Raw genomic sequence first — 26201 nt, 5'->3', positions numbered from 1 at the left:
GCGAGCAAGCCCGCTCCCACACTGGATCATCTTCGAACACAAATACCATGTTCACTGAAGATCAACTGTGGGAGCGGGCTTGCTCGCGAAGCTTTTGCTTTTAGCGGCTCAGCAGAGACGCAGCACCCGCGCCACTGAACAAGCCCGCACTGATCCTGTTGAACCAGCTCTGCCCCTTGCCACTGCGCAGATACCGCGCCGCACCATGGGCGCCGAGGCCATAGGCCAATTTGCACAGCAGGTCGAGCAGGGTCCAGGTCGCAATCATCACCAACAATTGCGGGAGGAACGGCTGTTCGGCACTCAAGAACTGCGGCAGGAAAGCGGCGAAGAACAGGATGTCCTTCGGGTTGCTGGCGCCCAACATGAACGCACGCCCGAACAGTGCACGAAAGCGTGGTACCGGTGCTGCCTGTGGCACTTCAGCGCCATGGGATGGCTGGCGCGATTGCTGCCAGCTCTGCCAGGCGAGGTAGAACAGGTAAAGGGCGCCAAGAATCTTCAGGGCACTGAACAGCTGTTCCGAAGCCAGCAACAACGCACCCAGCCCCAGCGCCGACGCACTCAGCAGGCAGATCGAGGCCGATACGCCGCCAAGAAAGGCCGGACAGGAGCGGCGCAGGCCGTAATTCAGACTGTTGCTGATCATCAGCAAAGACAGCGGCCCCGGGATCAGGATCACTATCAGCGCAGCGCCGCTGAACAGCAGCCAGGTTTCCAGACTCATCACTTTCCTCCATTTGCACAAAAGCCCCACCCGACGGGGTGAGGCTGTTTGCTGTGGCGCACTTGGTCCGGGCAGTGTTCCGACTATGGATTCAACCCGGTAAGTACGCGTTACCGTTAACGACCTTCGCGAGCGAGCTCGCTCCTACAAGAAGATGAACTTGGCGATGAAGATCGCGCAGAGCACCCACAGGCTGACCGAGATTTCCTTGTACTTGCCGGTGCCGGCCTTCAGCGCCACGTAGGTGATGAAGCCCAGCGCGATACCGTCGGCGACCGAGAAGGTCAGGGGCATCATGATGGCGGTGACGATCGCCGGAATACTGTCGGTCGCTTCATCCCATTCAATGTGGGCCATGCCGCCCATCATCAGCATGGCCACATAAATCAGTGCGCCAGCGGTGGCATAGGCGGGAATCATGCCGGCCAGTGGTGCGAAAAACATTGCTGCTATAAATAGCACACCAACGGTGACTGCGGTAAGACCAGTCCGACCACCAGCGGCCACACCGGCAGCACTTTCGACATAGCTTGTCACTGGCGGAACACCCACCACTGCGCCGAATACGCTGGAAGCGCTGTCGGCTTTCATGGCGCGGGAAAGGTTTTCGATCCGGCCATCGGCGCCCACCAGGTTGGCGCGCTGGGCAACGCCCATCAAGGTGCCGGCGGTGTCGAACATGTGCACGAAAAGGAACGCCAGGACCACGCTGATCATGCTGACGTTGAACACGCCGGCGACGTTCATGGCCATAAAGGTCGGGGAGAGGCTCGGCGGGGCGGACATGATGCCCTCGTAGTGCACCAGCCCAAGGCCCCAACCAGCGAGGGTCACGGTGATGATGCTGATGAGGATCGCGCCGAACACCTTGTGGTAGCTGAGGATGGCGATCATCAGGAAGCACACGGCGGCGAGCAGCGGGCCGGGTTCGCGCAGGGAACCGAGCTTGATCAGCGTGGCCGGGCTATCGACGACGATACCCGCGGTTTTCAGGCCGATCAGCCCCAGGAACAGCCCCACGCCGGCGCCCATGGCGAAGCGCAGGCTGACCGGGATGCTGTTGAGCAACCATTCGCGGATCCGCGAGAACGTCAGGATCATGAACAACACACCGGAAACAAACACCGCACCGAGGGCGGTTTCCCAGTTGTAGCCCATGGTGCCGACCACGGTGTAGGTGAAGAAGGCGTTCAGCCCCATGCCTGGTGCCAGACCAACTGGCCAGTTGGCGTACAGGCCCATCAACAGGCAACCGAGTGCGGCGGCGATGCAGGTGGCGACGAACGCGGCACCGTGATCGATCCCGGCGTCGGCCATGATATTGGGGTTGACGAAAATGATGTAGGCCATGGTGATGAAGGTTGTCAGTCCGGCAATCAACTCGGTCTTCACCGTGGTGCCATGCAAGCTGAGTTTGAACAGGCGTTCCAGCAAACCATTGCGTAATGGCGGCGAGAGTTCCAGCGTCGATGCTTCGGATTTGCGGCTTTCCACAGCGAGTACTCCTCAAGAGTTTTATTGTTATTTCCAGGGCCGGACCCATGAGGGTGGCAGCGGCCCTTTGAGGCACTTGCGAATTTGTTGACTTGTTGGTCAGGAACTCGCACGAAGTGGATTATGCTTTTGTATACAAATAAAGCAAATAATGTTTTTGATTTTGTAGACGAAATATTTGGCGATAGGGATATATCGCCTGTTCTGGCCCCTTCGCGAGCAAGCCCGCTCCCACAGGTGACCGCATTCCCCTTGTGGGAGCGGGCTTGCTCGCGAAGGCGTCGGTTCAGTCACTACAAATCCAGCAGATTGAATACTCAGTCTGCCGACAACTGGCCTTTCCCCAGCGCCAGGTTCACCGCCAGCCACCCATTCACCGCTGTCTCCCCAGCCTCGGCAAACACCCGCTCCAGCAATTTCACCTGCTCACGGCGCAACGACTGTTCGAAACGGGCACCGTCGTCGGTCAGTTCCAGCAGCCGCTTACGCTTGTCCGACTCGGAAGCGACGCTGTCCACCAGATGCATCTCGACCAACTGACGCAACGGCATGTTCAGCGCCTGCTTGCTCACCCCGAGCAATGCCAGCAACTCCTTGACGCTGAGGTTCGGATAACGGGCGATGAAAAACACGATGCGTTGGTGCACCCGACTCAGGCCGCGACGTTCGAGCATTTCATCGACCTTGGCGGTGAAGGCCTGGTAGCCGAAGAAAAACGCTTCCATGGCTTGTTGCTGGGAAAGGGGGCTTTTAAGGTCAAGCATATTGACGTATCCATTCGATCAAGCGTAATTTCGGTCAACAAGTTTGACTCATTTTCCTCATGCCTCGCTACCGGTGATCCCATGGCTTTTTCCGAACGTGTCTCGCGCCTTAAAAGTTCTTTGATCCGTGAAATCCTCTCCGCGGCCCAGCGTCCGCAGATGATGTCGTTTGCCGGTGGCCTGCCGGCCGAAGCCATGTTGCCGAAGGTCGAATGGGCCCAGATGCCGCTGTCCATCGGCCAATACGGCATGAGTGAAGGGGAGCCGGCGCTGCGCGAAGCGTTGGCTGCCGAAGCGCGAGCCTTGGGTGTGCCGTGCGAGGCCAGCCAGGTGCTGGTGGTCAGCGGCTCACAGCAGACCCTGGACCTTGCCGCCAAGCTGTACATCGACAAGGGCACCGAGATCCTGCTCGAGGCGCCGACTTATCTGGCGGCGTTGCAAATCTTCCAACTGTTCGGCGCCGATTGCCTGACCGTGCCGCTGGAAGCCGACGGGCCGAACCTTGTGGAGCTTCGCGCTCGCCTGGAACAACACCGCCCGGCCTTCATCTACCTGATCCCGACCTTCCAGAATCCATCGGCCGTGTCTTACAGCGAATCCATGCGCGATGCGGTGGCGGCGTTGCTGGATGAATTCTGCGTGACGCTGATTGAAGACGAGCCTTACCGAGAACTGACCTTCGACGGCGGCAGCGCGACGCCGATTGTCAGTCGCTTGAAAAAAGCCAGCTGGATCTACACCGGCACCGTGTCGAAAACCCTGTTGCCGGGATTGCGCGTCGGCTTTCTGATCGCCAGCCCTGACCTGTTTCCCCATCTGTTGAAACTCAAGCAGTCGGCGGATTTGCACACCAATCGGGTCGGCCAGTGGCAGGCGCTGCAATGGATCGGCAGCGAGAAATATCAGCAACACCGTCGTGAGTTACGTGATTTTTATCGGGGGCGTCGGGATGCGTTTCAGGCTGCGCTGGAAACTCACTTCTGCGATCTGGCGGACTGGAACGTGCCGCAGGGCGGGCTGTTTTTCTGGCTGAAACTCAAGCAGCCGCAAGACACCCGCGCCTTGCTCGACGCCGCGCTGGCCAATGACGTGGCGTTCATGCCGGGCGAACCGTTCTTCCCCGAGCCGGATAATCATCCGGGGTATCTGCGGTTGAACTTCAGCCACATTGATCCGGCACGGCTGGATGAGGGACTCAAGCGGTTGGCGGCGGTGGTGCGACAGGCGCAGGCTGCAAAGGCAGCCTAGAAACAAATAAACCGGCCAATGGGCTAATGCCAGTCAGTTAAGCTGACTGGCATTTTTATTTTTGATCGGATACTTCGGGGATTTCAGCCTGATAGCTCGCGGATAAACCCGCTCTTCCCGGCGATGCGGCAGTACATAGTGCGGGGCCGAGGCATGCAATTCGGCGAGGTATTTGGGGATGTTCCCTGAGCGATCCGCAGAAACGCCATTGATAAAACCCAGGATCGCCCAAGTACACGCGGTGAAGCTTAGCTCGCACGGATGGATGCCCGGACAATGGCGGCTCATTTCCACCATCTGATAACGCAACAGGTTGTAGCCCAGCAACACGCCCCACAACTCTTGCTCGATCATCTCGGGCGTCTTGCTACGCAACGTGTAGCTGCTGTTGAGCAGTGTCTGTTTCATTTCCCTGAATCCTAATTCGATTTCCCAGCGATGGCTGTATAGGTCGACGATTTCATCGGATGGGAAACGCAGCGGATCGACCATCGACGTCAAAATCTGACAGACCTTGCCCTTTACGGTCTTGCTTAGGAGCCTTGCGGTTAGGCGCTCTGGCAAGCCTGGCCACTGCTTGCGGGCCTGCGGCGAAGTGCTGAGCGAGACCACCGCATCCTGACGCCCCAAGCGCTGAATCACTTCGTACTGCGCACCTTTACGCAGCGGCATCAGCCAATGCCGCTCAGTGCCGGCCTGCTGCCATTGGTGCAGCAACCCCAAGGAGTAGAAACCGCGATCAAACAGCGTCAGCGAGTGATCTGGCGTGGTGTCGATCAGTTGCTCTGCCAGTTTCATTTCGTTACTGCGATAGCCATCAAAAGCACTGCCGATCAGCAAATGGCTGGTCAACTCCATTTGGCAAACCATGCGCACCTGAGGAAAACCGGTATCGCCATGCTGGTTGCTGGCGGAGTCGTAACGCGCACGGTTTTCGGGTGTATCGGGCGTTCGCCAGACGACACCGTCGACCCCCAGTAAACGCAATCCGGCCCAGGTCGGATGGCCGGCCGCTTCATGCCAGCTTTTCTGCGTCAGATCGAAGACTTGTCGTACGGCCTCGCTACCCAATCGTTGACGGGCCTGGACTACGGCGCTGGGTGCGACCAGTGGGCGTTGCCCGGGCAGCATGATGTTCATGCGACTGACCACATCCCACGCCGACATGCGCCGGAAAAACGCCATGGAGATGACGCACCAGAGCATCATTTCCAAGGGCAGACGCCGCTTGCGAAGGGTGGCTACGCCGGCCTGTTCCAACGCTTGCTCGACCAGAGAGGGATCAAGCAACGAGTCCAATCCCTCAATGGAATTGGGAGTCGAGACGAAGTTGTGGGTTAGTTCCAGTGCCCGAGCCAGACGCATAAAAAAATCCGATGCCTATTCAGGCATCGGATTTTGATTTCTTGCGGCCAAAGGTCAAGCGACGAGGCTTAACTGATCGGCATTAGGCCAATGGGCCGGTTTATTTTTGTCTGAAATTTGCGGTGCCTGTGTCAGCCTCTTCGCGAGCACTACATAACCATCAGGCTGCAGCAAACCGCTTGTCCAGATAATCAATGATCACCTTGGATTCATACATCCAGGTGGTCTGGCCATTTTCTTCGATACGCAGGCACGGCACCTTGATCTTGCCGCCTTGCTCCAGCAGGGTCTGGCGATCCTGTTCGTTGTTCTTCGCATCGCGAAGGGCCACCGGCACATTCAGGCGGCGCAGGGTACGGCGAGTCTTCACGCAGAACGGGCAGGCGTGGAATTGATACAGCGTCAGGCCCTTGGCCGCCGTGTTGACTTGCGCCTGAGCCTCCGCCGGGCGCTGCTTTTTGCCCGGGCGCGTGATGAAGTCGATGAAGATGATCAGTTGGCCAAGGCCGACACGAAGCGCTTTTACGAACACGTTGAAAGCCTCACGGTGCAAATGAAGAAGGGCGCGCAGCTTACCTGATTTTTTGCAGGCGAAAAAAAACCGGCGATGAACGCCGGTTTTCTTCGTGCCGCGAATTACTTGATGAGGCTGAGAAATTCGCTGCGGGTCGCGGCGTTCTCGCGGAACTCACCGAGCATCACCGAGGTGATCATCGTCGAATTCTGCTTCTCCACACCGCGCATCATCATGCACATATGCTTGGCCTCGATCACCACTGCGACGCCCAGGGCGCCGGTGACTTGCTGGACCGCATCGGCGATCTGGCGGCTGAGGTTTTCCTGGATCTGCAGGCGGCGGGCATACATGTCGACGATCCGCGCCACCTTCGACAGGCCCAGGACCTTGCCGCTCGGGATGTAGGCCACATGAGCCTTGCCGATGAACGGCAGCAGGTGGTGTTCGCACAACGAGTACAACTCGATGTCCTTGACCAGCACCATTTCGCTGTTGTCGGAGCTGAACAGGGCACCGTTGGTGACCTCTTCCAGAGTCTGTTCATAGCCGCGGCAGAGGTACTGCATGGCTTTGGCGGCACGCTTGGGCGTGTCGAGCAGGCCCTCGCGGGAGACGTCCTCGCCCAGTTGGCCAAGGATCGCGGTGTAATTCTGTTCCAATGTCACAGAGCTTTATTCCGTATGGGTTCTAGAGGGGTACGGTTTCGGTCTGTACCAATTTTGTACCAATCAGGCTTTGTTCCAGCTTCCCGACTTCGCTCCAGTCTTCACTAGAGTTGATCCACCGGGCATAGGTCGACAGTAGCATTTGCACACTATGGCCGAGCTGATTCGCGATGAACCCTAGGTTCATGCCTGCCATTAGGCACATGGTAGCGTAAGTGTGCCGGCAGTTGTATTGCCGTCTGGCCCGGATCTTCAACGCGACCAGCGCTGCCTTGAAGTGTTTGTCGGTCACGCTGGCCTGTTGGATGAACTCGAAATTCTTGGTCGGTGGGAACACATATGGTGACTGTTTGTGCTGTCTCCGGCTTTGCTTCGCCCTCAACTCGGCCACACCCTTGGCCACCTCAAGCGCATTCAATGCCCTGCTGTTCAGCATGACTCGCCGCGTCTCGCGGGTTTTCGTGCGCTCCTCGATCTTGTAGTCAGCGACGATTCTGCACACGTTGGCGACACGCCCCTCAGTGTCCACCTCATTCCAGCGCAATGCCGCTATCTCACCTGGCCGCATGCCGGTATAAAACGCGAACTCGAAGTAGGCCGCGTAAACCCGCATCGAGCCCTTCAGCACCTTATAAAGGTGCCCGACAATCAAATCAGCCTCCACTACGGTAAACGGATCCACCGGTTTCTTTGCCTTTACCGGCAGCTCAATCGAGCCGACTGGATTCCGCGTGATCAGCTCATCATTCACTGCGCTTTCAAACATCGTGTACAGCCGCTGGATCGCCGAACGCTTTACGGTCGACGACTTCCACTGCGTCTCACTGACGATTTTTCGGATCGTCGCTGAACTGATCTGGTCAATCGGGAGCAATGCCAGGTGGGGCATCCAATAAATGTTGAGGGATATCCGGTAGTTTTTACGGGTGCCACCTACGACTTCCCGACTGTCGAGCCAGGTCTGTGCGTAGCCCCCGAACAGCGGCGTGGCGGAGTAGGTGGAATAGGTCGATTTCGGGAAAAGCTCGGCGTAACGCTGGTCATCCATCACGCCATGCTTGATCAGGCTGGTTACTGTAGCGCGAAGATCTGCGGCTGCCTTGATGCCTTTTGGCGTTTGGGGATAGGGGAGGGTCTCACAGCGGCGGAACTTCCAGGTGAAGCGAATCCGGACTGACTGGCCCGCGAATTCAACTCCGGCGGGCAATCCCAAAGGCTTTCTAGCCATGCCTCATATCTCCTGATGCTGTAGTAAATCTGTCCATCGATCTCGTTCCATACCCCTCTAGGGATGATGTTGCGCTGGCGCTTGCCCTGAAGAGCGCGCCGGGTCGTGCCGACCATCTCCGCAAAGTTTTTCTCGGCGACTTTGTCGGACAGGTACTCCACCGGTATCTGTTCTGCTGCTGACATGATGATGCTCCATGCCGCGCGGCGGCAGAAGGTGGTGATGGGGGTTATTCGTCTTCTTCGTCTTCGGGCCAACCCTTCAAGTCGCGCGCCCAGGAAGTCCACTGCTGTCGCTGCTCTTCGCTCATCTCGTCCCAGCGCCCAGCAACCTCCGACGAAACAGTTTCGCCAGCCTTTAGCTTCACGGTCCCGCAGTTGCTGCCGAGGTCCTCGTCGGCATACCGGACCGTTATCTCTTCATCTGGGTGGCGCTTTGAAAGTTCTGCCAGGACTAGCAGGGGGCATGACCAGGCGGTGTCGAACGAAAGCTCTCCGGCATCGAGTTCGATCACCTGGTCGTACGCGTTCCACTTCGTTCCCCAAACATCACGGGCATGGTCCAAGGTGTGGAAGTGCCCGCAAGTGCGCTTGTTACGAAGCATCTGCACGAATTGCTCGAAGCACTCATCACTCAGTTGCATTACGTTGGCTTCGGCACGGTTGCGCCTTTCAAGTCCAGCGATCAACGGGTGTTCGTTGAGCGGCTGGGCGGTGATCGCCTGCGCTGTGGTCTCGGCCTGGCCGCTGATCCCATCCCATGGAAACTGCCCAGCAAATGGAAGGATGGTGTTGAAATCGATTTTGCCGTTTTCGTTGATCAGCGTTTTCAGAACGCGGGCAGGTGCGCGCACTTTGTTGGTCACATGGTTTGGCATGGCAATAGTTATCCTCGCCCGCCGTACACTGGCAGGCTGGTAAGTGGAAGAAGGGAATCAGATGAGGGGTATCAGGTAAGTTGATCAGCTGGGCTAAGGTTTAGTGGTTCGCTTCGCCAGTTGCGTACACGCTTTTTCCCCTGAAGGTAGCTGGCGGGGTGAACCCTAGCGGCGCGGCCCCTTGTAGCAGTAGAAGTAGTCGAACCAGGTGAGGGCGATCATGGCGTCACCTGCTGGCCGAGCATTACGTCGGCGACTATTTCCCAGAGCTGGGCCGGTGACCACTGGTATCGGTCGAAGTCTGTATCGGGCTGGATGCCAGAGCGGCAGGTGGAGTGCGCTCCGGCCTGCCATTCACCGGTCTTGCGCATGATCGTTGCGACCCGCCCATCTCCACCAGGCTCTGTTCGGTGGTAAACGTAAGCAGTGCTCTCGTAATCCTTCCCTGCCTGCACTTCAAACGAGGCTACCGGCGTCAGATCCGCGCAGCCGTCTGGAGTCCACGGGCGCCCGCCATTTGCCGTTCGTTTACCTTCATGCAGGTAAAGCATGAATTCGCCGTCATGCTTTTTCTGATAGGCGTAGACATGGTTGATCTGCGTTCCGACCAGGACGCGCGACACGAAGTCGAAGCGGTGATCGTGGATTGCCGAGTGCTCGAAGCAGGTTCGGCGCGGAAGCTCAGGGTGCCAGACGTGCAGCCGCTGGTTACCCTGGAGCTGGATCTGCACAAAGCCCAGGCCGTGCAAAGTGATTTTGTCGGTCATCACGTCATCAATGATCATGGCGTCACCTCGCGGCGCGCCCACTGAACATAGGGGCCGTCGTCTGTGTCGAAAATTCCGAGCAGGAACCAGCCAGCGCCTGGCGGCGTCTCAGGCTCCCAGCCCAGGCAGTGAGCTGCATCGTCTTCCCAGTAGGGATGGGATTCCAAGTCGGAGTCCATGTGCGAGCCAACCACCCGCAGACCTTGGGCTTCGAGCCACGCCTTCCAAGCTTCGGCGTCTTCGTCAAAATCCGGGATGTGGGGGTGGAACCAATACCCATCCGCGTCTCGCACGACTTCGACGGGGCCAATCAACTTTTCCTCAGGCATGACTGTTCCTTTGCCGCTATAGCGGCTGACTTTGAAGGGGGAGAGGGTGAGGGTTCAAGCAGGACTGATTAAGTCCTGCATGTGGTTAACAAAAAAAAGATTTTACAAAGTCGTAGATGGGTAATGCCGCAAATCGAATTATTCCTGATGCTGAAGCAATTACAGCCAAAGCACTAATGGCTTTTGCGTGGCGCTCGAAAAAGTTTCTAACTTTAAATGGAACTCTTTCCTTGCTGGTTATCCAATGGTCGCCATTAAAAAATGTTAAATAAAAATCTATGTAATATTCCCCTGGTCCAATGTCTTTTTTTGTCTTTAGTGTGTATTCAAAAGGCGCATGATTTACTTTGTTTTCGCATACTAAAATTGGGGTTCCAGGGTGCCCGGGGACATCGAAAATCATTGTAGATTCATGGCTTTCATGTAATTGCATTCCTGCCAGCACACATGTGAAGCCAGTATCGGTTGGGTTCATTACTGTATTTCCCCATCCGAGCTCTGTGCCACCATCCACTTCTTTTTTGGTGATGCTGCTGCGAATGAAAGAATCGTCCATTACAAAGGCGTCAGTCGATATGTAAGCTTGAATTTTTGCAGTGAGTATGTTTCCGTAGCCTGTTATATATTGTTCGAAATGTAGGGTTTCACCTGGATTCAGCGTGCTTTTACCTGCTCTTGTTGCAATTTGATATGAACCTGGATGGTCTCCGTTCAGTGCATTCCGATATTTCATAGCTTTTTTCCTTGTCTGAAGTTGTTCCATCTTATTCCGAACGTCAGTCAAATCTCCATCGATGCCAAATCATGGGCATTCATAACAGTCACGCCGCCACCTGCTGCTGTTCCTGGCGCAGCGCCTGCTGAACAGCCTCGACAACGCGGCGCAGGTAAGTGAATTCGTGGTTCTCTTCGACAGCCTTGCCATCGAGCGAGTAATGCCATTCCTCGCCGAACAGCTCGGTCAGCAGCTTGCTTTGATGCCAGCATTCGTTTGGGCTCTCGATACTGCTTAGATCATCGATGTCGTGCCAAAGCTCGCGGGCTTCACCTTTACTCAGTTCGCCCAACTCCCAGTCGTGGCGTCCGGTCTGTTGTCGCCGGCGCTGGACGATGCACTTTTTGGCCAGGGCATGCAGCGCGTCGCCGCTGAATCGCGTGCTGCTGATACCGCGATCCAAGCAGTTAAGAACGTAGTCCCAACTGCAGTCGGCGACGAACTCCGCGGCGGTGCGCGGCCCCATGCCGCCCCAGTAAGCGTTCCAGCTCTTGTCCCAGCAGTTGATCGTGATCTTGCCCTGGGCGGCCTGGTAGTTCGGGTCTGACTCGGTAGGGCAGTCGCGCCGGCCAAAGTCTTCGAGGAACACGGTGATCGGGTCGAGCCGCGGTGCGCCAGTGATCACCAGTTTCGTGACTGTCGAGCGCTCAACCTGCAGCGGCTCGGCCGGTTTGTTTTCTGTGGGCATGGGTCGTCCTATCCGGGGCATGCCCGGGCGGTGGAGGGTGGTGAGGGATTCGTTCAGCCGCCGCAGTATCCTGAGTCGCACTTAGCGGGGAACATTTCCATTTGATCGCGTGGCCTGGGTGCTGCCGCCCATTGGACGACCGCCCGAATTCCGACGGCTCCTTTACGGCGCGCTGTGCGGAACATCACCCGGGGCTTGCCCTTCTTTGTAAAGCCCAAGTCCTTTTCGATGACGTCGATCAATCGTATGCGGTCCTCGGAAAGAAGCCGGATGTCGTCGATGTTCGCGTTGATGCACGGGTAGCACTCGAGTGACCGGTGGGGTAGTACTTTGAAGCCCGCACGATGTAGTAGGGCGTCACGCATTGCATCGTCGTGTCGCACAAGGGGCTGCCACAATTCCCGTCCGCCATGCCGCTCTGATTCCAAAACGTGCTCCTCGGCGTCGGAACGGTGCCTGCTCTCGCTGCGCCGCACGCCCGTCATGGCTGTTGCTTCTTTGTCTGGGTCGTTGGAGTCGAGCCATTTCAAAGCTGGCATCACCTTCAGCTCGGCGGTGCAAAATTGACCCTGTCCGCCTGCGCCGGGCCAGCCGCGCTTACGCTTGACCAGTTCGAGCATCCCCTCCGATTCGGTGCGGGCAGTGGTGAATCCGTAGCCCTGGGCCAGTGACTCGCCCTTGGCTACACGGTCGGACCACCAGCTTGCGGACCAGCCGGTGTTGGAGTAGAGGCACACGACATCCTTCAGGCCACGCTCATGCGCCCATTGGATCAGGGCGATGGAGTCGTTCCCGTAACTGCAGAACAAAACGTGCATATGGGATCCTCGCCGGCTGGCGTGATTCGTATAAGTGGGGTATTTGTGTTCGGCCCGGCATTGAGCCGGAAGGAGCTAAGCGATGGCCTTGATAATCAACATGACCAACTCAACGATCTCTGAATGTGGCGGAGGAATTTCCGTCGGTTCAGGAGACGTAGAGATCAATCTGATTGAATCGAACATTAATAAATGCGAAGTGGCGATTTTACAGCGGGACCCTGCCGGGGCCTTTGCAGCCCTAGGTATTCCCGCTGACACTCCACACGAACTATTTGCAGAGGTTTTAGCTGCGCTTCGTAAAAAGGAGGCAGCCAGTCATGAAGAGAAGGCCCAAGTGGTTAGGAGTTCTAGGTTTGGCTCGTTCATCCAGAATTCCGCGAACGCTGCAACGATCATTCAAGGGCTCGCGGCACTAAGCCCGTACATGATTCAAACGTTCCAAGCCATCTTTTAAAACTTATTTTAAGGGCAATAAGAGATCGAGAGTCGGGTGAATATGTCGAGTTGCGCGACCCGGCACTCGCTTTCACAATGCGGCAGTCGTAGCCATAGCCCGTTGGGGCTTTCGAAGTGAGGGGGCACGATTCTCTCCAGTCAGGCGCCGCCCTCCGTGTCCGGATGCGCAGCGTGAGGTTGGTTATTCGTCGCCCGGATCCTGCTGAATCATCAGCAGGATCACATGGTCCGCTTTACTTCGGATCGAAAGAGCCCAGAGACAGGGCCGCAGCGGTACCAATCTTGTCCTGAAGCACCGTCTTGAACTCCTGCGCAATGTCCTCGCGCTGAACTTCTTCACCGACCCAGCGCAGCTTCAGCGCCGGCACTGCGCCGCTGGTGATCACCGAGATACGCAGATTGATCTGCTGCTCGGTTAAACCCTCGAACGGAATGGTGCCGAACAGCAATGCTGCCGGCAGCGTTTCTTTGCTCCGGGCTTCGATCTGGTCCATGGCGCTACGGCTGGCGCTGGTGTCGCCGACGGTGGTTTCGGATTCGCTGCTGGCTTTGACAGTGATGGTGCGAACTGCGGCGATGGCCTTGGCGACAGGGATAGCATTGCCTTCGTCATCAACTGGCGTCAGGTACTGGTGCCAGTCTTCGATCCAGTCGCTCAACTCTTTCTGTGACATCGCCCGGCCACCGATTGACTGGGCAGCCTTGTAGCCCGCCGACGCCTTCAGCTTCAGCACCGCGCGGTCATCAGCGTGACCCGGGAGTGCATCGGTGCCCAGGTTGAACAGCAGGGTGCAGGTCATTTCATCCTGATCGATGAATCCCTTGGCGGTCGGGATGGCCCGGGCGGCCACGTAGGCGCTGAAGTCAGCCAGCGAGTGAGTGGAGTAGATGCCACGGAAGCGGCTGCGGCCGGCCTGCCACTTTTCCAGCGTGACCACCTGGCAACCTTCTGGCAGCACCACGGTGGGCGTTTGAGTTGGCAGAATCTTGCCCGAGGCTTGCAGGGCGGTATCGGTGATGAGCTGTACTGCTTCTTTGGTCAGGGACATGCGTCAGATCCTTGTGAGAGGGTGAATCAAGTGCGGGGTTTGATTGGGGCTTCTTCGCGGGTGAAAAGCTGATCGTGCTTCTCAGCGAAGAGGGTGATCTTTCCGCCGGAGCCAACATGCATCGGCGTGTCCAGGCTGGTGTTCTCGCTTCGAGTGCCGCGCTTGGTCGGCACCTTGTAGTCGAGCTTGTGCTTGATCTTCACTTGGCTGGATTCGCCGATCCGGCTGAAGTCCAAGGTGATCACCAGCTTGCCGGCCTTGCCGTGGTCGACAACCCCAGCGGCTACTTCGGAAAGGGCGTGGCCGATCTGGCTGGCGAATGCGCCGCCGTTCAGCTCCTCGAGGAATTCGGCGGTATTGGTTGCGGTGGACATGGTTGTTTCTCCGGGATGGCCTGCAGGCCGCTGGGGGGGAGGTTGAATTGCGATTGGCGAAGGCGCTGTCGCACCTGGTTGTTGATGCGCTTCACGCTGCCACCTTGATTTGGTGCCAAGCTCCGGCGGCGTAGAACAGCTTTGCGGCCTGCGCCTCTTCGAGCGATACCTCGGTGGGAATGGCGATCCAGCCAGACGCCACCAGGTGGTTCGGGTTGCAGCTGTTACGCAGCTCCAGGTAGTAATGCTCAATGGCATCTGTCAGGCGCTCGACCTTGTAGATGCCCTCTGGCGATATCTCGACCGACTTGACGTACTCGCCGCCGCGCTCGTCGCGACACATGGCGCTGATGTAGATCGTCCAGTGATAGGAGAAGTCGAACAGGGCATTGGCGATGGGCAGGCTGCGGATCTGCCGGCAGCTCTTCCAGTTCGCCATGATCTGCGACCCGCTGGGGTCGATGTTGATGACGGCGACGTGGTTGGTCCTGAGCAATGCTCGGCAGCTGCGCTCGGCCCGGGCGAAGCCGTTGTTGGGCTTTCGCTTGCTCATCGCGACACACCCATGAAGACAAATGCGAAAAGCACCACAGCGAACACAAGCGTCCAGCGGGCAATATTTGCGATGGATAGATGCGCGGCCTGGGTGAAGCGAGCGGCACTCTCAAAACTCTGCGCTGACTGGCAGGCGTTCATGTGGCCCACCACCTCTGCGCGCTCGGTGCCAGTCTTGCGGTCAACCACACCGAACAAATTGTTTCCATGAGGCACGACGGTGAAGCGTGGCGATATCACGGCAGCTGTTATCCCGACCTTTTGGTAGAACTCGGCGGTGGCCATGGTGGCGCGCTTGCGCAGCCCATCGAGGATGGCGCGGCGCTGTTGGATTGTATGATTCATGTCCTTTCCTCTTTGTGGGCGGCGTTCATTCGTCAGCACTCTGTCCGCCTGCTGGTTGCCGTTGGGCGCAGGGGAGAGTGCTGACGGGTAAACGCGGGCAAAAGAAAGGCCCGTTGGACGTTCGGGCCTTTCACAGATGCAGTGATTTCGGGTCATGGTCTATTTCATGGCGGTCGCCCTCGGTGGGAGTGGAAAAACTATTCCGGAAAGGTGCAATTTGTTTCCGGTCCTATGCAGGGGGCCGCGTTGCGCGGTGCAGAAACATCCGCATCCCGCTGCCCACTTAGTGAATGGGCAGAAGTGATGCCTATTGAACGGCTCGCAGCTCGCTACGCAGTACCCAGTTGCCGGAGACCTTCGCCATACAGCCAACGAACGGGGCGTATTTCGTTTCTCTGTCAGTCTGGTAGCCGTAGTAGGAGCAAATGCCGCGATTGATGACGCTGTTTGCAATGACTGCCAGGGCGATGACTGCGGCAGAGATGATCAGCGCCTGCCTTTGGCGCTGCCTCACGCCTCAATACCGAAGTCTTTGAGGCGCAGGCCAAGCTCATTGCCGATCTCGCCGAGAACCTTCAGCTCTTCGGGGCTGATGTTGCCGTCGCCTTCGGCAACGGTGAGCATGTTCACGAACACCTCTTCTGCGTCGGCTGGGTTGTTCTTGATGTCGCGGATCTCGCGCAGGATGTTCATGCGGCCGAGGCGGAATCCAGCTTGCAGCTGCTCGGTGAACAGGTTCACGGTGCTGGTGATCTCGGAGCCGAAGTGCTCCAGCGCCTTGTTGGCCCGAATCTGGATATCGATTTGGGCCGCTTCGTTCTTGCTGATCTCGCCATCCGATGCTGCAACCAGCAGGCAGCCACCGACGATTGCCTGCATCAGGTCGCGATTTTCCAGCTTCTTGACTGCGCGCTTTGCGCCGAACAACTTCTTACCAATACCGAACATGGGTGTTTCCTCTGGGTTGGGTTACATCCCGCTGCACCCTGTCGCCAAGGTGCAGAAGTGATGCTATTCAGCCTGGAGCGCTTCGATTGCCTTTCGGTAATCGCCTGCAAGTCGTTCGTTGAATTTCGCTTCTTGCCACTTGCCTTCGTCTTGCTGGATTGCTGCGTTTTCATCGCATTGCTGAGCGTGCTGGGTCAGTTTTGCGACTGCTGCTTCGTGCTTCATGGAGTTCTCCTGGGTTATGCGTGGTGGTCATAAGCTTCGGCGCGCTTTGCCGTCCGGACCTGGGCGATACGGCGCTCAGGAACTCGACGATCGCGGCGCATTGAGTCGCCATCTAGCAGTGCGTGCATGGCGATCAGCGCTGCCAGAACAAAGCACATCGGCGAAATGATTTGGCGGCGCATCGCTTCGGCCACCAGGGCGGCGCGACGGGTAACGCCGAGCTTGAACATTGCGTTGGTGAGACGCTTCGCTACGGTGGCTGGCGAAATGCCGACCTCCCGTGCGATTTCCTTTGCGGTGAGCCCAAGGGCTACCCAGAGAAGAAACTGAAGTTCTCGCGGTGCTAGGCCACGACCGAGGTGACCCTTCCATGTGCCATTTACGATTTCTGTTTCCATCGCGTTGACTCCCGGTTGTTTTCCCAATGCACCCGGGTAACCAGGTGCATCAGTGAAAACTCCGTACTGCTCAGCAAACCTTGCGCGCCGATTTACCGGGCACGGAAGCATGCTGTGTTGCGTACTGTTCCCCGAACTCAAACGCCGTCTGGCGTCGGGGGTTGTCTTCTGGGCTGTTAAAGAGCAGCGGGCCTGTTAAGGTCCTTCGCTGCGATCCCTGTTTTGGTACTCGGCTGCGATGAATCAAAAGTAGCACTGCTGTTAAATGCTGTAAATAGCACTGCTAATAATATTTCTTGCACCCACAAAAAACCCGCTCAATAGGCGGGCTTCGGTTTGTGCGCTTCAATCAGTCTTCTTTCGGTACAACCCAAAAAATCTGGACGCCACCATCATCCTGGTGCGCCACGGTTACGTTGTCGGCTTCGGAGATTTCTTCGAGCAACTGCGTCCAATCGTCCAGCGATTCATCTGGGGCCTTGTAGATGATCGCCCTCTTCGAGGTTTGGGCGCCCGTTGAATTGATGATTTTTTGGATACGCATTGCGAGCAGATCGTAAGAGGACGGCTGTTTAGGTACGGCGGCTTTTTTGGCCATGAGTAAGGCTCATCTATACTGGTTGGATATCCAGTATAGATAGGCTGTTTAATTTGGCAAGCGGGTGGAGTACATCCGTACTCCTAAGATAGCAAAGAGCTGCGGGTTATTTCCGACGCGGAGCCCTTCGAACTGTCGACCACCAAAATACTCGACCTAGAATCCGGATTTCTGCCATCTGCTCGGGTGTGAAAATCTCGTCGGGATACTCCTCATGGTTCTCGCTACGAGCCCTTACGCTTCCGCCTGGCATCCTATAAAGGTACTTGGTCCTAAGCATTCCCTCGTGGTCAAAGGCATAAATTTCGCCATCAATTATCTCCGTCTGGCCTCGGTCAACGCCGACAGCCGCTCCATCCAGAATCATTCTTTCCATGCTTCGGCCGTGAACCCTTGCACACATGGCGTCATTGATGTTCACGCCGGCCTCGCGCAGGGTGGCCTTGGAGAAGCGCAGCTTCCTTCCTGGGACTTCGACAACGTGCGTCATACCACTTCCAGCGGCTAATTGGACTTCAGCAAAATACGGGACCTCGACCTCATCATCGTCGAGCGGCGTGTCCTCGTCCCAAATGCTCATGGGCACTAGATCAGTCGAACGATCCGAAACGACTTCGCTCGGTGCAGAGTTGAGGCTCACCATCGATAGAAGGCGTGTGCTCACTTGCTCGGGGCTGAAATCAAGAGCTTTGGCTAGCTTAAGAAGCGCCTCAAGATTCAGAGGCACCTTCCCAGTAGCATATTGGCTAAATGCACTTTGCCCTGACCAGCCGCAAGCTTCGGCCACATCTGCTTGCGTAAGGCTCTGGCCTGAGGCTCTGGCGGCTGATTTTTTCGCTTCATAAATAGCTTTGAGCCTAACGCTCTCGGCGACTTCTTCGGCTGATAACGGTCGTCGTTTATTCATAGTTACAAGGTTATTAGCAGCGCTGCTTAAATCACAAATAGCGCTGCTAGTATTTTGTTGCTGGTAAAAAGCAGCACTGCTACTATCCATGGCAGATACCGAACCGTGGAAATTCCATGAAAAAGATTCCTTTGAGCCAATACCTAGAAAAGCACGGCACTCAAGCCGCGCTGGCTGCTGCTCTTGGCGTGAACCAAAGTGCGATTTCGCAAATGGTTCGCTCCAGCAGAAGCATCGAAATCACCATTCATAACGACGGTCGACTCGAGGCTAATGAAATTCGACCGATTCCAGCCAGACCAAAAAAGTCTGCGGCATAGCGGGGGCTATGCCTGCCACCGAAAGCCCACTGGAACGACTGGAAGCCATGGAGCACCACCTCGATTTGCTCAAGGAAGACCTTGAGCGGTTGCGGGAAGACCTTCGGAGCATTGAGAAATAACGAGAAGGTCGAGTGGCACCAGTATCGGGTTTAGCAGGGGGTCGAGGTAGCGCGCGGAGTTAGCTGTTGATTCATCCAGTAAAAAAGATCCGACCAGGAAGACCATTAGGGGAAAGGAAATGGACAGCAATACATCAGGACGTGCGGGGACATTGAACGCTGAGGGCGAAAGCTCAGTCGGCGGGATAGGTCGCGTCTGCGGGAAAGCAATCGCCTGAATCGCAGGCACAAAAAAGCCGGTGGCTAGACCGGCTTCTTCAACAGCAAAACACTTGAGGGGCCATTATGAACACGATCGCATCCCCCGGCAATACCCGCCATGTCGCGACACTTTTCGGGCAATCGCAAAACGTGTCGCGACACACTATGTCTTCTCGCGAGATCGCCGAACTCACTGGCAGCACCCATGACAACGTGCTGAAAACAGTCCGGGCTTTGGTTGCCAAGGGTGTCGTTTCTTCAAACGACACCCCCTACGTCCATCCGCAGAATGGTCAGGTCTATCGCGAGTTCCTACTTTCCCAGCGCGACACTCTGGTGGTGGTCTCCGGTTACAGCGTCGAGCTGCGCGCACGGATCATTGATCGCTGGCAGGAGCTGGAGGCGAGGGCGGATCAGTTCCAGATCCCGGCGACCTATGCCGAGGCACTCCAGGCTGCTGCCGATCAGGCAAAGGAAAACCAGTCACTCCGCCTGGTGATTCTGGACCAGGCGCCGAAAGTCGCCGCCATCAAGCGCCTTGCCTCGGCAGGCGGTGCGATCTGCATCAGTGATGCCGCCAAGCAGCTTCAGGTCGCCCCAACCAAGTTGTTCCGGTGGATGGAAAAGAACCGCTGGATCTTCCATCGCGGCGGCTCCAGGCGCTGGACCGCCTACCAACCTCGCATCACCTCCGGCTATCTGATCCACAAGGTCACCGCGCTGAAAAGCGATCCGGAGACCGGTGCCGATCGTGCTGCCTTTCAACCTCTCGTAACCCCGAAAGGCCTTGCCTATCTGGCCGAAAAAAATATCGGAGCCTCGCTGTGAGCGTTCAAGCAATGTCCTGGGCGCTCTCTTTGCCCACTGAATCCCTGAAAGACTCGAGTGCGCGTCATGTGCTGCTGTGCCTTGCGAACTATGCCGGTTCCAATGGCGCTGGCGCCTTTCCATCTGCCTCGACCTTGGCGCAGGACACCGGCCTGTCTGAGCGTACCGTTCGCTACAAGCTTGACGATCTGGAGAAGGTTGGCCTGATCCAGAAGGGCAATCAAGCCATCGCCGCCGTGCACATTGACCGTCATGACCGCCGCCCAGTCGTTTACGATCTTCAACTATCGCGGGGTGCAAATCTTGCACCCCGTACAAAACGGGGTGCAGATGACGCAACGGGGTGCAGTTCACAACAGAACGGGGTGCAGCCTGGAACAGAACGGGGTGCAGAATCTGCACCCAATCCATCACTTAACCATCAGGTAACCGAAGAGCAGCTGCAGCGCGATTTGGCTGATGAAGCTTCTCGGCAAGACCAGGCTGCCGCCGAATGCATTCCTTCCACGGCTCGCTTCGCCATGTTCGCCCTTTGGGTGCCGGACGCTAAGTCTCTGTCCGATCAGATCGCGATCGCGGGCCTGCCGATCGGTTGCGTCCCTGACGAAGCGGTTCGCAAGTTCAAGGGCTTCCACTGCGCGAAACCCAACACCCTCGACTCCAATGCTGGCTGGTGCTATCGCCTTGTCCAGTGGGTCAAGCGTGAGCGTGTTCAGGCGGCAGGCCGGGGGCAAGAGCCTGATTTCAACGACACCAGCTGGGCTGACGATTTGGGGGATTTGTGATGGAAAACAAGAAGCCGCGCAGCACGAACCAACTGCTCAGCACGATGGGCAACCTGCCGCCAGTCGCGCTGGTGCAGCCGAAGCAACTTCCTCCGGGCACCGCCGATGTGGTGAACGCGCTGTTCAAAGAATTGCAGGCAATCTTCCCGGCCTGGAAGCAGGCGTGGCCGGATGATGAGTCGCTGAAGGCGGCGAAGCGCAGCTGGATCAAGGCGTTCCTCGTTGCGGGGATCAACACTCTTGAGCAGATCCGGTACGGGTTGCAGAACTGCCGGCAGATCGGCGGAGACTTTGCGCCGAGCGTTGGGAAGTTCATCAAGTGGTGCCAGCCCACCCCTGAGATGCTGGGTATTCCGTCGCACGACAAGGCCTTCCGCGAGGCGCTGGAGAATTCCCACCCGAGTCGGTTCGGCGAGCGCACCTGGTCGCATCCAGCTGTCCGGCATGCCGCGTTGCAATGCGAGCTGCATAACCTCGGCGACCTGATCCCGGAAAAGGCCAGCAAGGTGTTCGACAGGGCTTACGACATCACGATTCGCCGGCTAGTGCAGGGGCTTCCCCTGGAAGAAATTGCCGTCGGCATCGGCCATGACAGCCAAAAATCTGCTGTTGAGTGGGCTTCCGAACTGACCGAGCGAGTAGCGCAGGCCCAGGTGTCGAGGATGGGTATTCCTACAGATGGTCAGTCGGCGCGTGAGCAGCTTTTGCGACGCCTCGGTTTGAAGCCGTCGGCGCGGGTTGTCGGAGGTGCTCAACATGCCTAACCCGTATCTCGCTCCTACAGACCCTGCCGAGTACCGATTCGCTGTGCACTGCTGTGGCTACAAGTGGGACCTCACCTTCGAGCAGGACCACGCTGTGGCCATTTTCAGATCCGTCGAGATGGCCAAAACCTACGGTGCGCGGATGTGGCCTTCGACCTTTGAAGTGATCGACCGATTGACTGGAGAAACAGTATGACGCCCGCTAAACCCAAACTCTTCAAACAAAGGACCCTGCGCGCGAAGCCAGTCGACCGGGAAGGGCAGGAGCAGGCCGCCCTGATGCGCGAGCTTGAGTTGCGCTACCCGGCGGTGTTCGAGTTGATGTATCACGTGCCCAACGGCGGGCACCGCGTGAAGGCGGTCGCCGGCAAGTTGAAAGCCCAGGGCGTGAAGGCCGGTATACCTGACCTGGTGCTGACCATGGCGCGCGGCGGGTTCTTTGGCCTGTACATCGAGTTCAAGGCGACACCGCCGAACGATGCCCCTATCTCACCCAGTCAGCATGCACGCATCCGCAAGCTCAATGAGCAGGGTTATCTGGCGGTAGTGTGCCGTGGACACTTCGACGCGATGGAGCAGATCCGCGCCTACCTGCGACTCGCTCCTACAGTGGTGGCCGCATGACAATGACCGTGGCCTTCTCCGATGCCGAGATTCGTCGGCGTGCCGATGATCCGGCCGCGGTGCTGATGCGTGATCCTCGTCACCCGGGGTTGTACTTCCGATTCACCGAGGCCCGTCCACGTGGGACCTGGAGCTTGGTGGTGCGCAAGAAGTGGAACCGGATTGGCGCCTATCCGGACCTGTCGGCGAAAGCCGTGTTGGCGGCGTTGCCTGACCTGCGCATGCGACTGAGCACCGACCCGGAAGCGGGTGCCGCCGTATCGCCGTGGTCAACACTGGGCGAGCTGTTGAACTGGTACGCCGACCGCATGAGCCGCGACCGCAACCTCTCCGACAAGCGCAAGGCTACGGGCAAGTCGGCCATCGCCTGCCACCTGATTCCGCGCGTGGGTGATTTGGTATTGGCCGATGTCCGTCACGGCACCCTCGACACCCAACTGATGTGGCCGCTGCAGGAGACGCTGTCGCTGGAGTTTGTCCGGCTGATCTTCGGCCTGCTGGTGGTCGCCTGCCGTCAGGCGCACACGTTGGGTCTGATTCCGGTCAACCCGATGGCAGGCATCAAGTTCAGCGACTTCTCCAAGACCAAGATCAAGGCCAAGCCGGCGCGCCTTCGCGGTGTGCAGATCGAGGGCCTGCTGGGCCAGCTGCATGAGCTTTTCGAGTTCGACTCGCAGCCGGCCATGCTCGCGCTGATGATGCTGTGCCACGGCACCCGCATCGGCGAAACCCGTAAAGCCCAGTGGTCGCACATCAGCTTGCCCGAGCGCACCTGGTATCTGCCGGTGGGTAACACCAAGACCCGCGTCGAACACTCGCTCCCACTGACGGAGCAGGTCTGCAACCTTCTAATCCGCTACCGAGCGGCGCAACAGGCGAGCAATTACGACGGCGACTGCCTGTTTCGCTCCCACAGCGGTAAGGGCATGAGCGAAGGGCAGGCCAGTGCCGTGTTCACCGGGTTGGGGAAGGGCGAGTGGAGCAGTCACGACCTGCGCAAGTTGGCCAGGACCGGGTGGGCAGACCTCGGGATCGACTTCCTGATTGGCGAGATGCTGATCAACCACGCCATGGGCCACAACGTGCAGGCCTACATCCACACGACCGTCGAAGAGCGTAAGCGCGCCGCCCTCGAACTGTGGCACGGCCATTTAGACACCAAGGGTTTTTCCCTGATTCACGGGTTGAAGGACGGTAGAAACGAAAATTCGGGTAATCCGCTGGAAGCCACGGAACACAAGGGCTGCAAGGCCATTCAAGAATCAACCATAGGCGAGGTTTAAAAATGATGATTTTGCTCGAAAGGCACACCGGCCTCGCCGTTAACCCCACCGAAGTCAGCTCAATGGTGATCCGCAGCTCAAACGGCTGGCAGGTGCTTGACGTGAAGATGTCGACGGGCGAACGGCACATGGTTAAGCACACCACTCACTGCTCGGACGGCGACGATATTTACGCGGTGCACAAGCAGCTGCTGGAGGCCAAATGAAGAAGTCACACAGCCCAGCCTTCGGTGTTGCTCAGTTGGACTTGGCCAAGTGTCCGGCCTGCCGAGGACGTGCGGTGATCAGGGGCGTATTTCATGAGCTGGCCTGCGTGCAGTGCAACGCCGCCGGATGGGTCACTGCTGAGACTGGCGAACCGCTGCCGCTGGAGGTGCTGGTAACCCAACTGAGCATCCGGCTCCAGGCCGCCGAACACCAAGTTGAACTATTGAAGCGCGAGCCCCTGATGTCGGGTCCGGCTGCACAGTACGAACGGAATAACCGCCGCGGCGCCGGCGGCACCAACTTCACAGGGGATTGATCGATGGCAAGAACAATGAGTTTCACCGAGCGCACCTCCGAAGACCTGCTGGAGCATTGGGGGCGCTGGGTGGTGCTGGGGTCTGGCGTGTCCTGCTGCGCATCTCGCGAGAACACGTTGCACACACCGATGATCACTGACGACGACGCACTGATGATTGACGGACTGATGGGGCGACTGCTGAAGCGCTACCCGGAATGCGGTAATGTTCTGATGAAGTACTACACCTCGCGTGACAAGGCGCTGGTCGATGTCGGTAAGAAGCTGGGCTTCGGCGAAGAGAAGACGCGACAGCTTTGGAAGGCAGGAATAGCCTGGATTGATGGTGCTCTCGATATTCGTCGTCAGGCCGCTTGACAGGACCGGGGTCGAACTATAGATTTCAGTTACTTTGCGGTTTTTCCGCGAGCAAAGCCCGACTCTTGAGTTGGGTTTTTTGCTTTTTGTGTTGTGATTTCTTAAGGATGATGAAGTGGAAGGGATCAACCCATCAATTTGGTTTCCAGTAGTCACGCTGGTTGTTGGTGTTTTTCTGAAAGCTGTTTTTGATGCGTGGACAGATAACAGAAAGGTTGCTGTTGAAAGAGAATCAAGAGTTGAAAAGCGAAAAGAAATTATCCTTTTGCAGCGGATTGATCTTCAGCGAAAAGCGCTCGGTGACTTGCAGATTGCCCTAGCGGACATGATGCGTTCTTCAAACTTGAATTATATGCACGACTTGAAAGCGTTTCGCGAAACGGATGTCTGGGGCCTGACCGAAATGTCTGAAGAGCTGAGTGAAAGGGTCAGAAACCACTTTCGAGCAGTTACCCTTATGAGAGTACGGGTTAGTGATCAGGAGGTTAGGGAGTCGAGTGGTAAATTATCTTCAACTTGCTCCCGCATGACTTTGGTGTTGTCGAAGGAAGAGGCGGATAAATTGTTGGACGTAGCAACCGTTGAATATTCGGCGATAAACGAAAAAGTAGGTGCTGCCCTCAGAGCTTTAGAGCATGAAGAGCAAGCGCTTCTTGTGTAAGTATTGATCAAGACATTGTATGTCCAGCAAGTTGTAAGTAGCCAAGCCATCGAACTGGGCATTTTAATGCAGACGAAGCGCAGGCTGACGCGATAAGTCGGTAGTGGTGTCTCACAAACCCGTGCGGTCACTGTGGGGCAGCGCGATAAGAGTTTGAGGTATGCGATCCAGCGATCGAACCTATGAAGCCGGAAATCCGCACCGGTCCTCTGCCTCATGACAAGCCTCGGCATTTGCCGGGGCTTTTTTGTTTTCGGCTCCACCACACCCATTGCTCCGAGCTGGGAGTGCTGCTGGGGCCGGATCTAACGTACTCCCCGAAAGGGAGGATACCGAGATGCCAAACATGCCCGATAAACCAGATACCTGGCTGCTGGTATTCGCGTGGCTGAGCCAGCACTCGCCGACGATCTACGCCGGTGCGTTGTCCTTCGTAGTGGGGGCCTTGCGCATCATCTACGGCGGTGGCACACGGCGACAGGCGCTGCTTGAGGCCTCGCTCTGCACGCTGATCACCATCGGATTGATCCCGCTGCTTGAGTACTTCGGTCTACCTCAGAACTTCGCCACGGCTGCCGGAGTGTTCATCGGCTTCCTCGGCGTGAAGAAGATCGCTGACCTGGCTGATCGGTTCGCTGACTTCAAACTACCTCGAAGGGCTGAGTAATGGTCCGACTGAAGACGCTGAGCTCTCGGGTAAAGGAGGGTGCAGGCTCTCGCCTCAAGGTAATCACCCCAGGCAGCTGGAGAAGTGACAAGACCAGCACGCAGCGCGGTTATGGTTACAAATGGCAGAAGGCGCGAGAGCGTTACCTGCTCGATCACCCGCTTTGTGTTTACTGCGCACGCCAAGGCCTGACCGCTGCGGCCAGCGTGGTGGACCACAAGGTTCCGCATCGAGGTGATCAGGAGCTGTTTTGGAATGAGACCAACTGGCAGTCCCTGTGCAAACCCTGCCATGACTCGGTCAAGCAGGCCGAGGAAGCAGCCGGACTCGCTGGTTAATTCGGCGCACCGTCTTGGTGCGTAATCAGGCCTCTGACCCGGGGGGGGGTAAAAATCTGGCCCCGACCGGGGACTAGACCGCCCTCGACCGCACGCACACATTTTTTCCCAATTTACGGAAAAGTTAACCATGGCTTTAACCGACAAAAAGCGACGGTTTGCTGACGCTTTGCAGTCGGGAGCCTCGAAAAGAGACGCGGCAATCGCTGCCGGATACTCCGAGAAAACCGCGTCGCAGGCGGGCTCCAAGCTGGCGAAGGACCCCGACGTCATCGCCGCGATTGCTCGCAAGACTCGAGTGAAGAACGCCACTCCGGCAGAAGTTAAAGCTGCGGGGAAAGTTAACTCGCCAGCGGAGGCTGGGCCGCCCGAAGATGGCCTGGTCTTCGCCGAGTTCGACGACCCTCGCGACTTCCTAGTAGCGGTCATGAACGAGCAGGCCGCCGAGCCGAGGCTTCGTGTCGACGCCGCCAAGGCGCTGATGCCATACATCCACGGCAAGGTTGCCGATCAAGGGAAGAAAGAAGCCGTTGCCGATGCTGCGAAGCAGGCGGGGAAGGGCCGGTACGCACAGGGCAAACCGCCCCTATCAATCGTCAAGGGGTGAT

General features: G+C 57.5%; 38 protein-coding genes. 16 read left to right on the top strand and 22 right to left on the bottom strand.

Annotated elements, in window-relative coordinates; genetic code table 11:
* Positions 1 to 100: 100 nt before the first annotated feature.
* The 3 genes from RS887_RS02375 to RS887_RS02365 form a co-directional block, all read right to left on the bottom strand.
* Complete coding sequence (locus RS887_RS02375) at positions 101 to 727, bottom strand: LysE family translocator (protein WP_322614251.1); 627 nt, start codon at positions 725 to 727, stop codon at positions 101 to 103.
* A gap of 144 nt (positions 728 to 871) precedes the next feature.
* A complete protein-coding gene (locus RS887_RS02370; protein ID WP_008017677.1) occupies positions 872 to 2221 on the bottom strand; it encodes an NCS2 family permease in 1350 nt (449 codons plus the stop codon).
* A gap of 317 nt (positions 2222 to 2538) precedes the next feature.
* The gene (locus tag RS887_RS02365; RefSeq protein WP_322614250.1) at positions 2539 to 2985 is read right to left on the bottom strand and encodes a MarR family winged helix-turn-helix transcriptional regulator; all 447 of its coding nucleotides are present in this window, start codon (positions 2983 to 2985) and stop codon (positions 2539 to 2541) included.
* Positions 2986 to 3066: 81 nt separating this feature from the next.
* On the opposite strand from RS887_RS02365, the gene RS887_RS02360 reads away from it, so the two are divergent.
* Positions 3067 to 4233: a PLP-dependent aminotransferase family protein gene (locus RS887_RS02360; protein WP_322614249.1), complete on the top strand. Its 1167-nt coding sequence runs from the start codon at positions 3067 to 3069 to the stop codon at positions 4231 to 4233.
* A 33-nt stretch (positions 4234 to 4266) separates the two neighbouring features.
* Here RS887_RS02360 and RS887_RS02355 read toward each other — a convergent pair whose 3' ends face one another.
* The 10 genes from RS887_RS02355 to RS887_RS02310 form a co-directional block, all read right to left on the bottom strand.
* Positions 4267 to 5598, bottom strand: a complete 1332-nt coding sequence (locus tag RS887_RS02355; RefSeq protein ID WP_322614248.1) for an IS4 family transposase — start codon at positions 5596 to 5598, stop codon at positions 4267 to 4269.
* A 160-nt stretch (positions 5599 to 5758) separates the two neighbouring features.
* Positions 5759 to 6130, bottom strand: coding sequence for a glutathione S-transferase N-terminal domain-containing protein (locus RS887_RS02350; RefSeq protein ID WP_322614247.1), 372 nt, complete (start codon positions 6128 to 6130; stop codon positions 5759 to 5761).
* Between the two features lie 104 nt (positions 6131 to 6234).
* Positions 6235 to 6780, bottom strand: a complete 546-nt coding sequence (gene folE, locus RS887_RS02345) for a GTP cyclohydrolase I FolE (RefSeq protein WP_032832746.1) — start codon at positions 6778 to 6780, stop codon at positions 6235 to 6237.
* A gap of 22 nt (positions 6781 to 6802) precedes the next feature.
* Positions 6803 to 8008: a tyrosine-type recombinase/integrase gene (locus tag RS887_RS02340; protein WP_322614246.1), complete on the bottom strand. Its 1206-nt coding sequence runs from the start codon at positions 8006 to 8008 to the stop codon at positions 6803 to 6805.
* 229 nt (positions 8009 to 8237) lie between these two features.
* Positions 8238 to 8885, bottom strand: a complete 648-nt coding sequence (locus RS887_RS02335; protein ID WP_322614245.1) for a hypothetical protein — start codon at positions 8883 to 8885, stop codon at positions 8238 to 8240.
* 218 nt (positions 8886 to 9103) lie between these two features.
* On the bottom strand, positions 9104 to 9670 hold the full coding sequence (locus RS887_RS02330) for a hypothetical protein (RefSeq protein ID WP_322614244.1): 567 nt from the start codon (positions 9668 to 9670) through the stop codon (positions 9104 to 9106).
* Positions 9667 to 9981, bottom strand: a complete 315-nt coding sequence (locus RS887_RS02325; RefSeq protein WP_322614243.1) for a hypothetical protein — start codon at positions 9979 to 9981, stop codon at positions 9667 to 9669. Before RS887_RS02325 ends, RS887_RS02330 begins: the two co-directional genes overlap by 4 nt.
* A gap of 85 nt (positions 9982 to 10066) precedes the next feature.
* The gene (locus RS887_RS02320) at positions 10067 to 10744 is read right to left on the bottom strand and encodes a hypothetical protein (protein WP_322614242.1); all 678 of its coding nucleotides are present in this window, start codon (positions 10742 to 10744) and stop codon (positions 10067 to 10069) included.
* Between the two features lie 58 nt (positions 10745 to 10802).
* Positions 10803 to 11444, bottom strand: a complete 642-nt coding sequence (locus tag RS887_RS02315) for a hypothetical protein (protein ID WP_322614241.1) — start codon at positions 11442 to 11444, stop codon at positions 10803 to 10805.
* Positions 11445 to 11497: 53 nt separating this feature from the next.
* Complete coding sequence (locus RS887_RS02310; RefSeq protein ID WP_322614240.1) at positions 11498 to 12262, bottom strand: hypothetical protein; 765 nt, start codon at positions 12260 to 12262, stop codon at positions 11498 to 11500.
* Positions 12263 to 12344: 82 nt separating this feature from the next.
* Here RS887_RS02310 and RS887_RS02305 point away from each other — a divergent pair, with 82 nt between their 5' ends.
* Positions 12345 to 12719, top strand: coding sequence for a hypothetical protein (locus tag RS887_RS02305; protein ID WP_322614239.1), 375 nt, complete (start codon positions 12345 to 12347; stop codon positions 12717 to 12719).
* Positions 12720 to 12954: 235 nt separating this feature from the next.
* Here the strand turns inward: RS887_RS02305 and RS887_RS02300 are convergent, their stop codons facing one another.
* The 9 genes from RS887_RS02300 to RS887_RS02260 form a co-directional block, all read right to left on the bottom strand.
* A complete protein-coding gene (locus tag RS887_RS02300; protein WP_322614238.1) occupies positions 12955 to 13770 on the bottom strand; it encodes a DUF2303 family protein in 816 nt (271 codons plus the stop codon).
* Between the two features lie 26 nt (positions 13771 to 13796).
* The gene (locus tag RS887_RS02295) at positions 13797 to 14144 is read right to left on the bottom strand and encodes a hypothetical protein (protein WP_322614237.1); all 348 of its coding nucleotides are present in this window, start codon (positions 14142 to 14144) and stop codon (positions 13797 to 13799) included.
* 91 nt (positions 14145 to 14235) lie between these two features.
* The gene (locus tag RS887_RS02290) at positions 14236 to 14697 is read right to left on the bottom strand and encodes a hypothetical protein (RefSeq protein WP_322614236.1); all 462 of its coding nucleotides are present in this window, start codon (positions 14695 to 14697) and stop codon (positions 14236 to 14238) included.
* The gene (locus tag RS887_RS02285) at positions 14694 to 15200 is read right to left on the bottom strand and encodes a hypothetical protein (RefSeq protein ID WP_322614235.1); all 507 of its coding nucleotides are present in this window, start codon (positions 15198 to 15200) and stop codon (positions 14694 to 14696) included. The genes RS887_RS02290 and RS887_RS02285 overlap by 4 nt, the downstream gene beginning before the upstream one ends.
* A 354-nt stretch (positions 15201 to 15554) precedes the next feature.
* On the bottom strand, positions 15555 to 15992 hold the full coding sequence (locus RS887_RS02280; RefSeq protein WP_176987178.1) for a tellurite resistance TerB family protein: 438 nt from the start codon (positions 15990 to 15992) through the stop codon (positions 15555 to 15557).
* Positions 15993 to 16055: 63 nt separating this feature from the next.
* The gene (locus tag RS887_RS02275; protein ID WP_322614234.1) at positions 16056 to 16217 is read right to left on the bottom strand and encodes a hypothetical protein; all 162 of its coding nucleotides are present in this window, start codon (positions 16215 to 16217) and stop codon (positions 16056 to 16058) included.
* A 14-nt stretch (positions 16218 to 16231) separates the two neighbouring features.
* Positions 16232 to 16615 (bottom strand): helix-turn-helix transcriptional regulator, encoded by a 384-nt coding sequence (locus tag RS887_RS02270; RefSeq protein WP_322614233.1) that lies wholly within the window; start codon positions 16613 to 16615, stop codon positions 16232 to 16234.
* Between the two features lie 349 nt (positions 16616 to 16964).
* Entirely contained in the window at positions 16965 to 17213 is a 249-nt protein-coding gene (locus RS887_RS02265) for a DUF1654 domain-containing protein (protein ID WP_322614232.1), read from the bottom strand.
* Positions 17214 to 17319: 106 nt separating this feature from the next.
* Entirely contained in the window at positions 17320 to 18210 is an 891-nt protein-coding gene (locus RS887_RS02260) for a LexA family transcriptional regulator (protein WP_322614231.1), read from the bottom strand.
* A gap of 26 nt (positions 18211 to 18236) precedes the next feature.
* Here RS887_RS02260 and RS887_RS02255 point away from each other — a divergent pair, with 26 nt between their 5' ends.
* The 14 genes from RS887_RS02255 (at position 18237) to RS887_RS02190 (ending at position 26200) form a co-directional block, all read left to right on the top strand.
* Positions 18237 to 18440 carry a Cro/CI family transcriptional regulator gene (locus RS887_RS02255; RefSeq protein ID WP_322614230.1) on the top strand — a complete coding sequence of 68 codons (204 nt, stop codon included), beginning with the start codon at positions 18237 to 18239 and terminating at the stop codon, positions 18438 to 18440.
* Positions 18441 to 18847: 407 nt separating this feature from the next.
* Positions 18848 to 19591 carry a phage antirepressor KilAC domain-containing protein gene (locus RS887_RS02250; RefSeq protein ID WP_416339932.1) on the top strand — a complete coding sequence of 248 codons (744 nt, stop codon included), beginning with the start codon at positions 18848 to 18850 and terminating at the stop codon, positions 19589 to 19591.
* Positions 19592 to 19602: 11 nt separating this feature from the next.
* Complete coding sequence (locus tag RS887_RS02245) at positions 19603 to 20376, top strand: helix-turn-helix domain-containing protein (protein WP_322615246.1); 774 nt, start codon at positions 19603 to 19605, stop codon at positions 20374 to 20376.
* Positions 20376 to 21140, top strand: a complete 765-nt coding sequence (locus RS887_RS02240) for a replication protein P (RefSeq protein WP_322614229.1) — start codon at positions 20376 to 20378, stop codon at positions 21138 to 21140. Before RS887_RS02245 ends, RS887_RS02240 begins: the two co-directional genes overlap by 1 nt.
* Positions 21133 to 21336 carry a hypothetical protein gene (locus tag RS887_RS02235; protein WP_322614228.1) on the top strand — a complete coding sequence of 68 codons (204 nt, stop codon included), beginning with the start codon at positions 21133 to 21135 and terminating at the stop codon, positions 21334 to 21336. Before RS887_RS02240 ends, RS887_RS02235 begins: the two co-directional genes overlap by 8 nt.
* Complete coding sequence (locus RS887_RS02230) at positions 21333 to 21764, top strand: VRR-NUC domain-containing protein (RefSeq protein ID WP_322614227.1); 432 nt, start codon at positions 21333 to 21335, stop codon at positions 21762 to 21764. The genes RS887_RS02235 and RS887_RS02230 overlap by 4 nt, the downstream gene beginning before the upstream one ends.
* On the top strand, positions 21761 to 23047 hold the full coding sequence (locus RS887_RS02225; RefSeq protein WP_322614226.1) for a site-specific integrase: 1287 nt from the start codon (positions 21761 to 21763) through the stop codon (positions 23045 to 23047). The genes RS887_RS02230 and RS887_RS02225 overlap by 4 nt, the downstream gene beginning before the upstream one ends.
* Before the next feature lie 2 nt (positions 23048 to 23049).
* On the top strand, positions 23050 to 23253 hold the full coding sequence (locus RS887_RS02220; protein ID WP_322614225.1) for a hypothetical protein: 204 nt from the start codon (positions 23050 to 23052) through the stop codon (positions 23251 to 23253).
* Positions 23250 to 23570 carry a hypothetical protein gene (locus tag RS887_RS02215; protein ID WP_322614224.1) on the top strand — a complete coding sequence of 107 codons (321 nt, stop codon included), beginning with the start codon at positions 23250 to 23252 and terminating at the stop codon, positions 23568 to 23570. The genes RS887_RS02220 and RS887_RS02215 overlap by 4 nt, the downstream gene beginning before the upstream one ends.
* A 15-nt stretch (positions 23571 to 23585) precedes the next feature.
* Positions 23586 to 23927 (top strand): antiterminator Q family protein, encoded by a 342-nt coding sequence (locus RS887_RS02210; RefSeq protein ID WP_322614223.1) that lies wholly within the window; start codon positions 23586 to 23588, stop codon positions 23925 to 23927.
* A 115-nt stretch (positions 23928 to 24042) separates the two neighbouring features.
* Positions 24043 to 24588, top strand: a complete 546-nt coding sequence (locus RS887_RS02205) for a hypothetical protein (protein ID WP_322614222.1) — start codon at positions 24043 to 24045, stop codon at positions 24586 to 24588.
* Between the two features lie 337 nt (positions 24589 to 24925).
* Complete coding sequence (locus tag RS887_RS02200; protein ID WP_322614221.1) at positions 24926 to 25255, top strand: phage holin, lambda family; 330 nt, start codon at positions 24926 to 24928, stop codon at positions 25253 to 25255.
* Positions 25255 to 25593: an HNH endonuclease gene (locus RS887_RS02195; RefSeq protein ID WP_322614220.1), complete on the top strand. Its 339-nt coding sequence runs from the start codon at positions 25255 to 25257 to the stop codon at positions 25591 to 25593. Before RS887_RS02200 ends, RS887_RS02195 begins: the two co-directional genes overlap by 1 nt.
* Positions 25594 to 25723: 130 nt before the next feature.
* Positions 25724 to 26200, top strand: a complete 477-nt coding sequence (locus RS887_RS02190) for a terminase small subunit (RefSeq protein ID WP_322614219.1) — start codon at positions 25724 to 25726, stop codon at positions 26198 to 26200.
* Position 26201: the final 1 nt, after the last annotated feature.

Origin of the sequence: Pseudomonas sp. BIC9C, from assembly GCF_034541995.1 — a bacterium.
In the GTDB taxonomy this organism is placed as follows: Bacteria; Pseudomonadota; Gammaproteobacteria; order Pseudomonadales; family Pseudomonadaceae; genus Aquipseudomonas; species Aquipseudomonas fluorescens_CC.
Note: the sequence above shows the minus strand (reverse complement) of the source record. Positions and strands in the feature narration are given on the sequence as shown.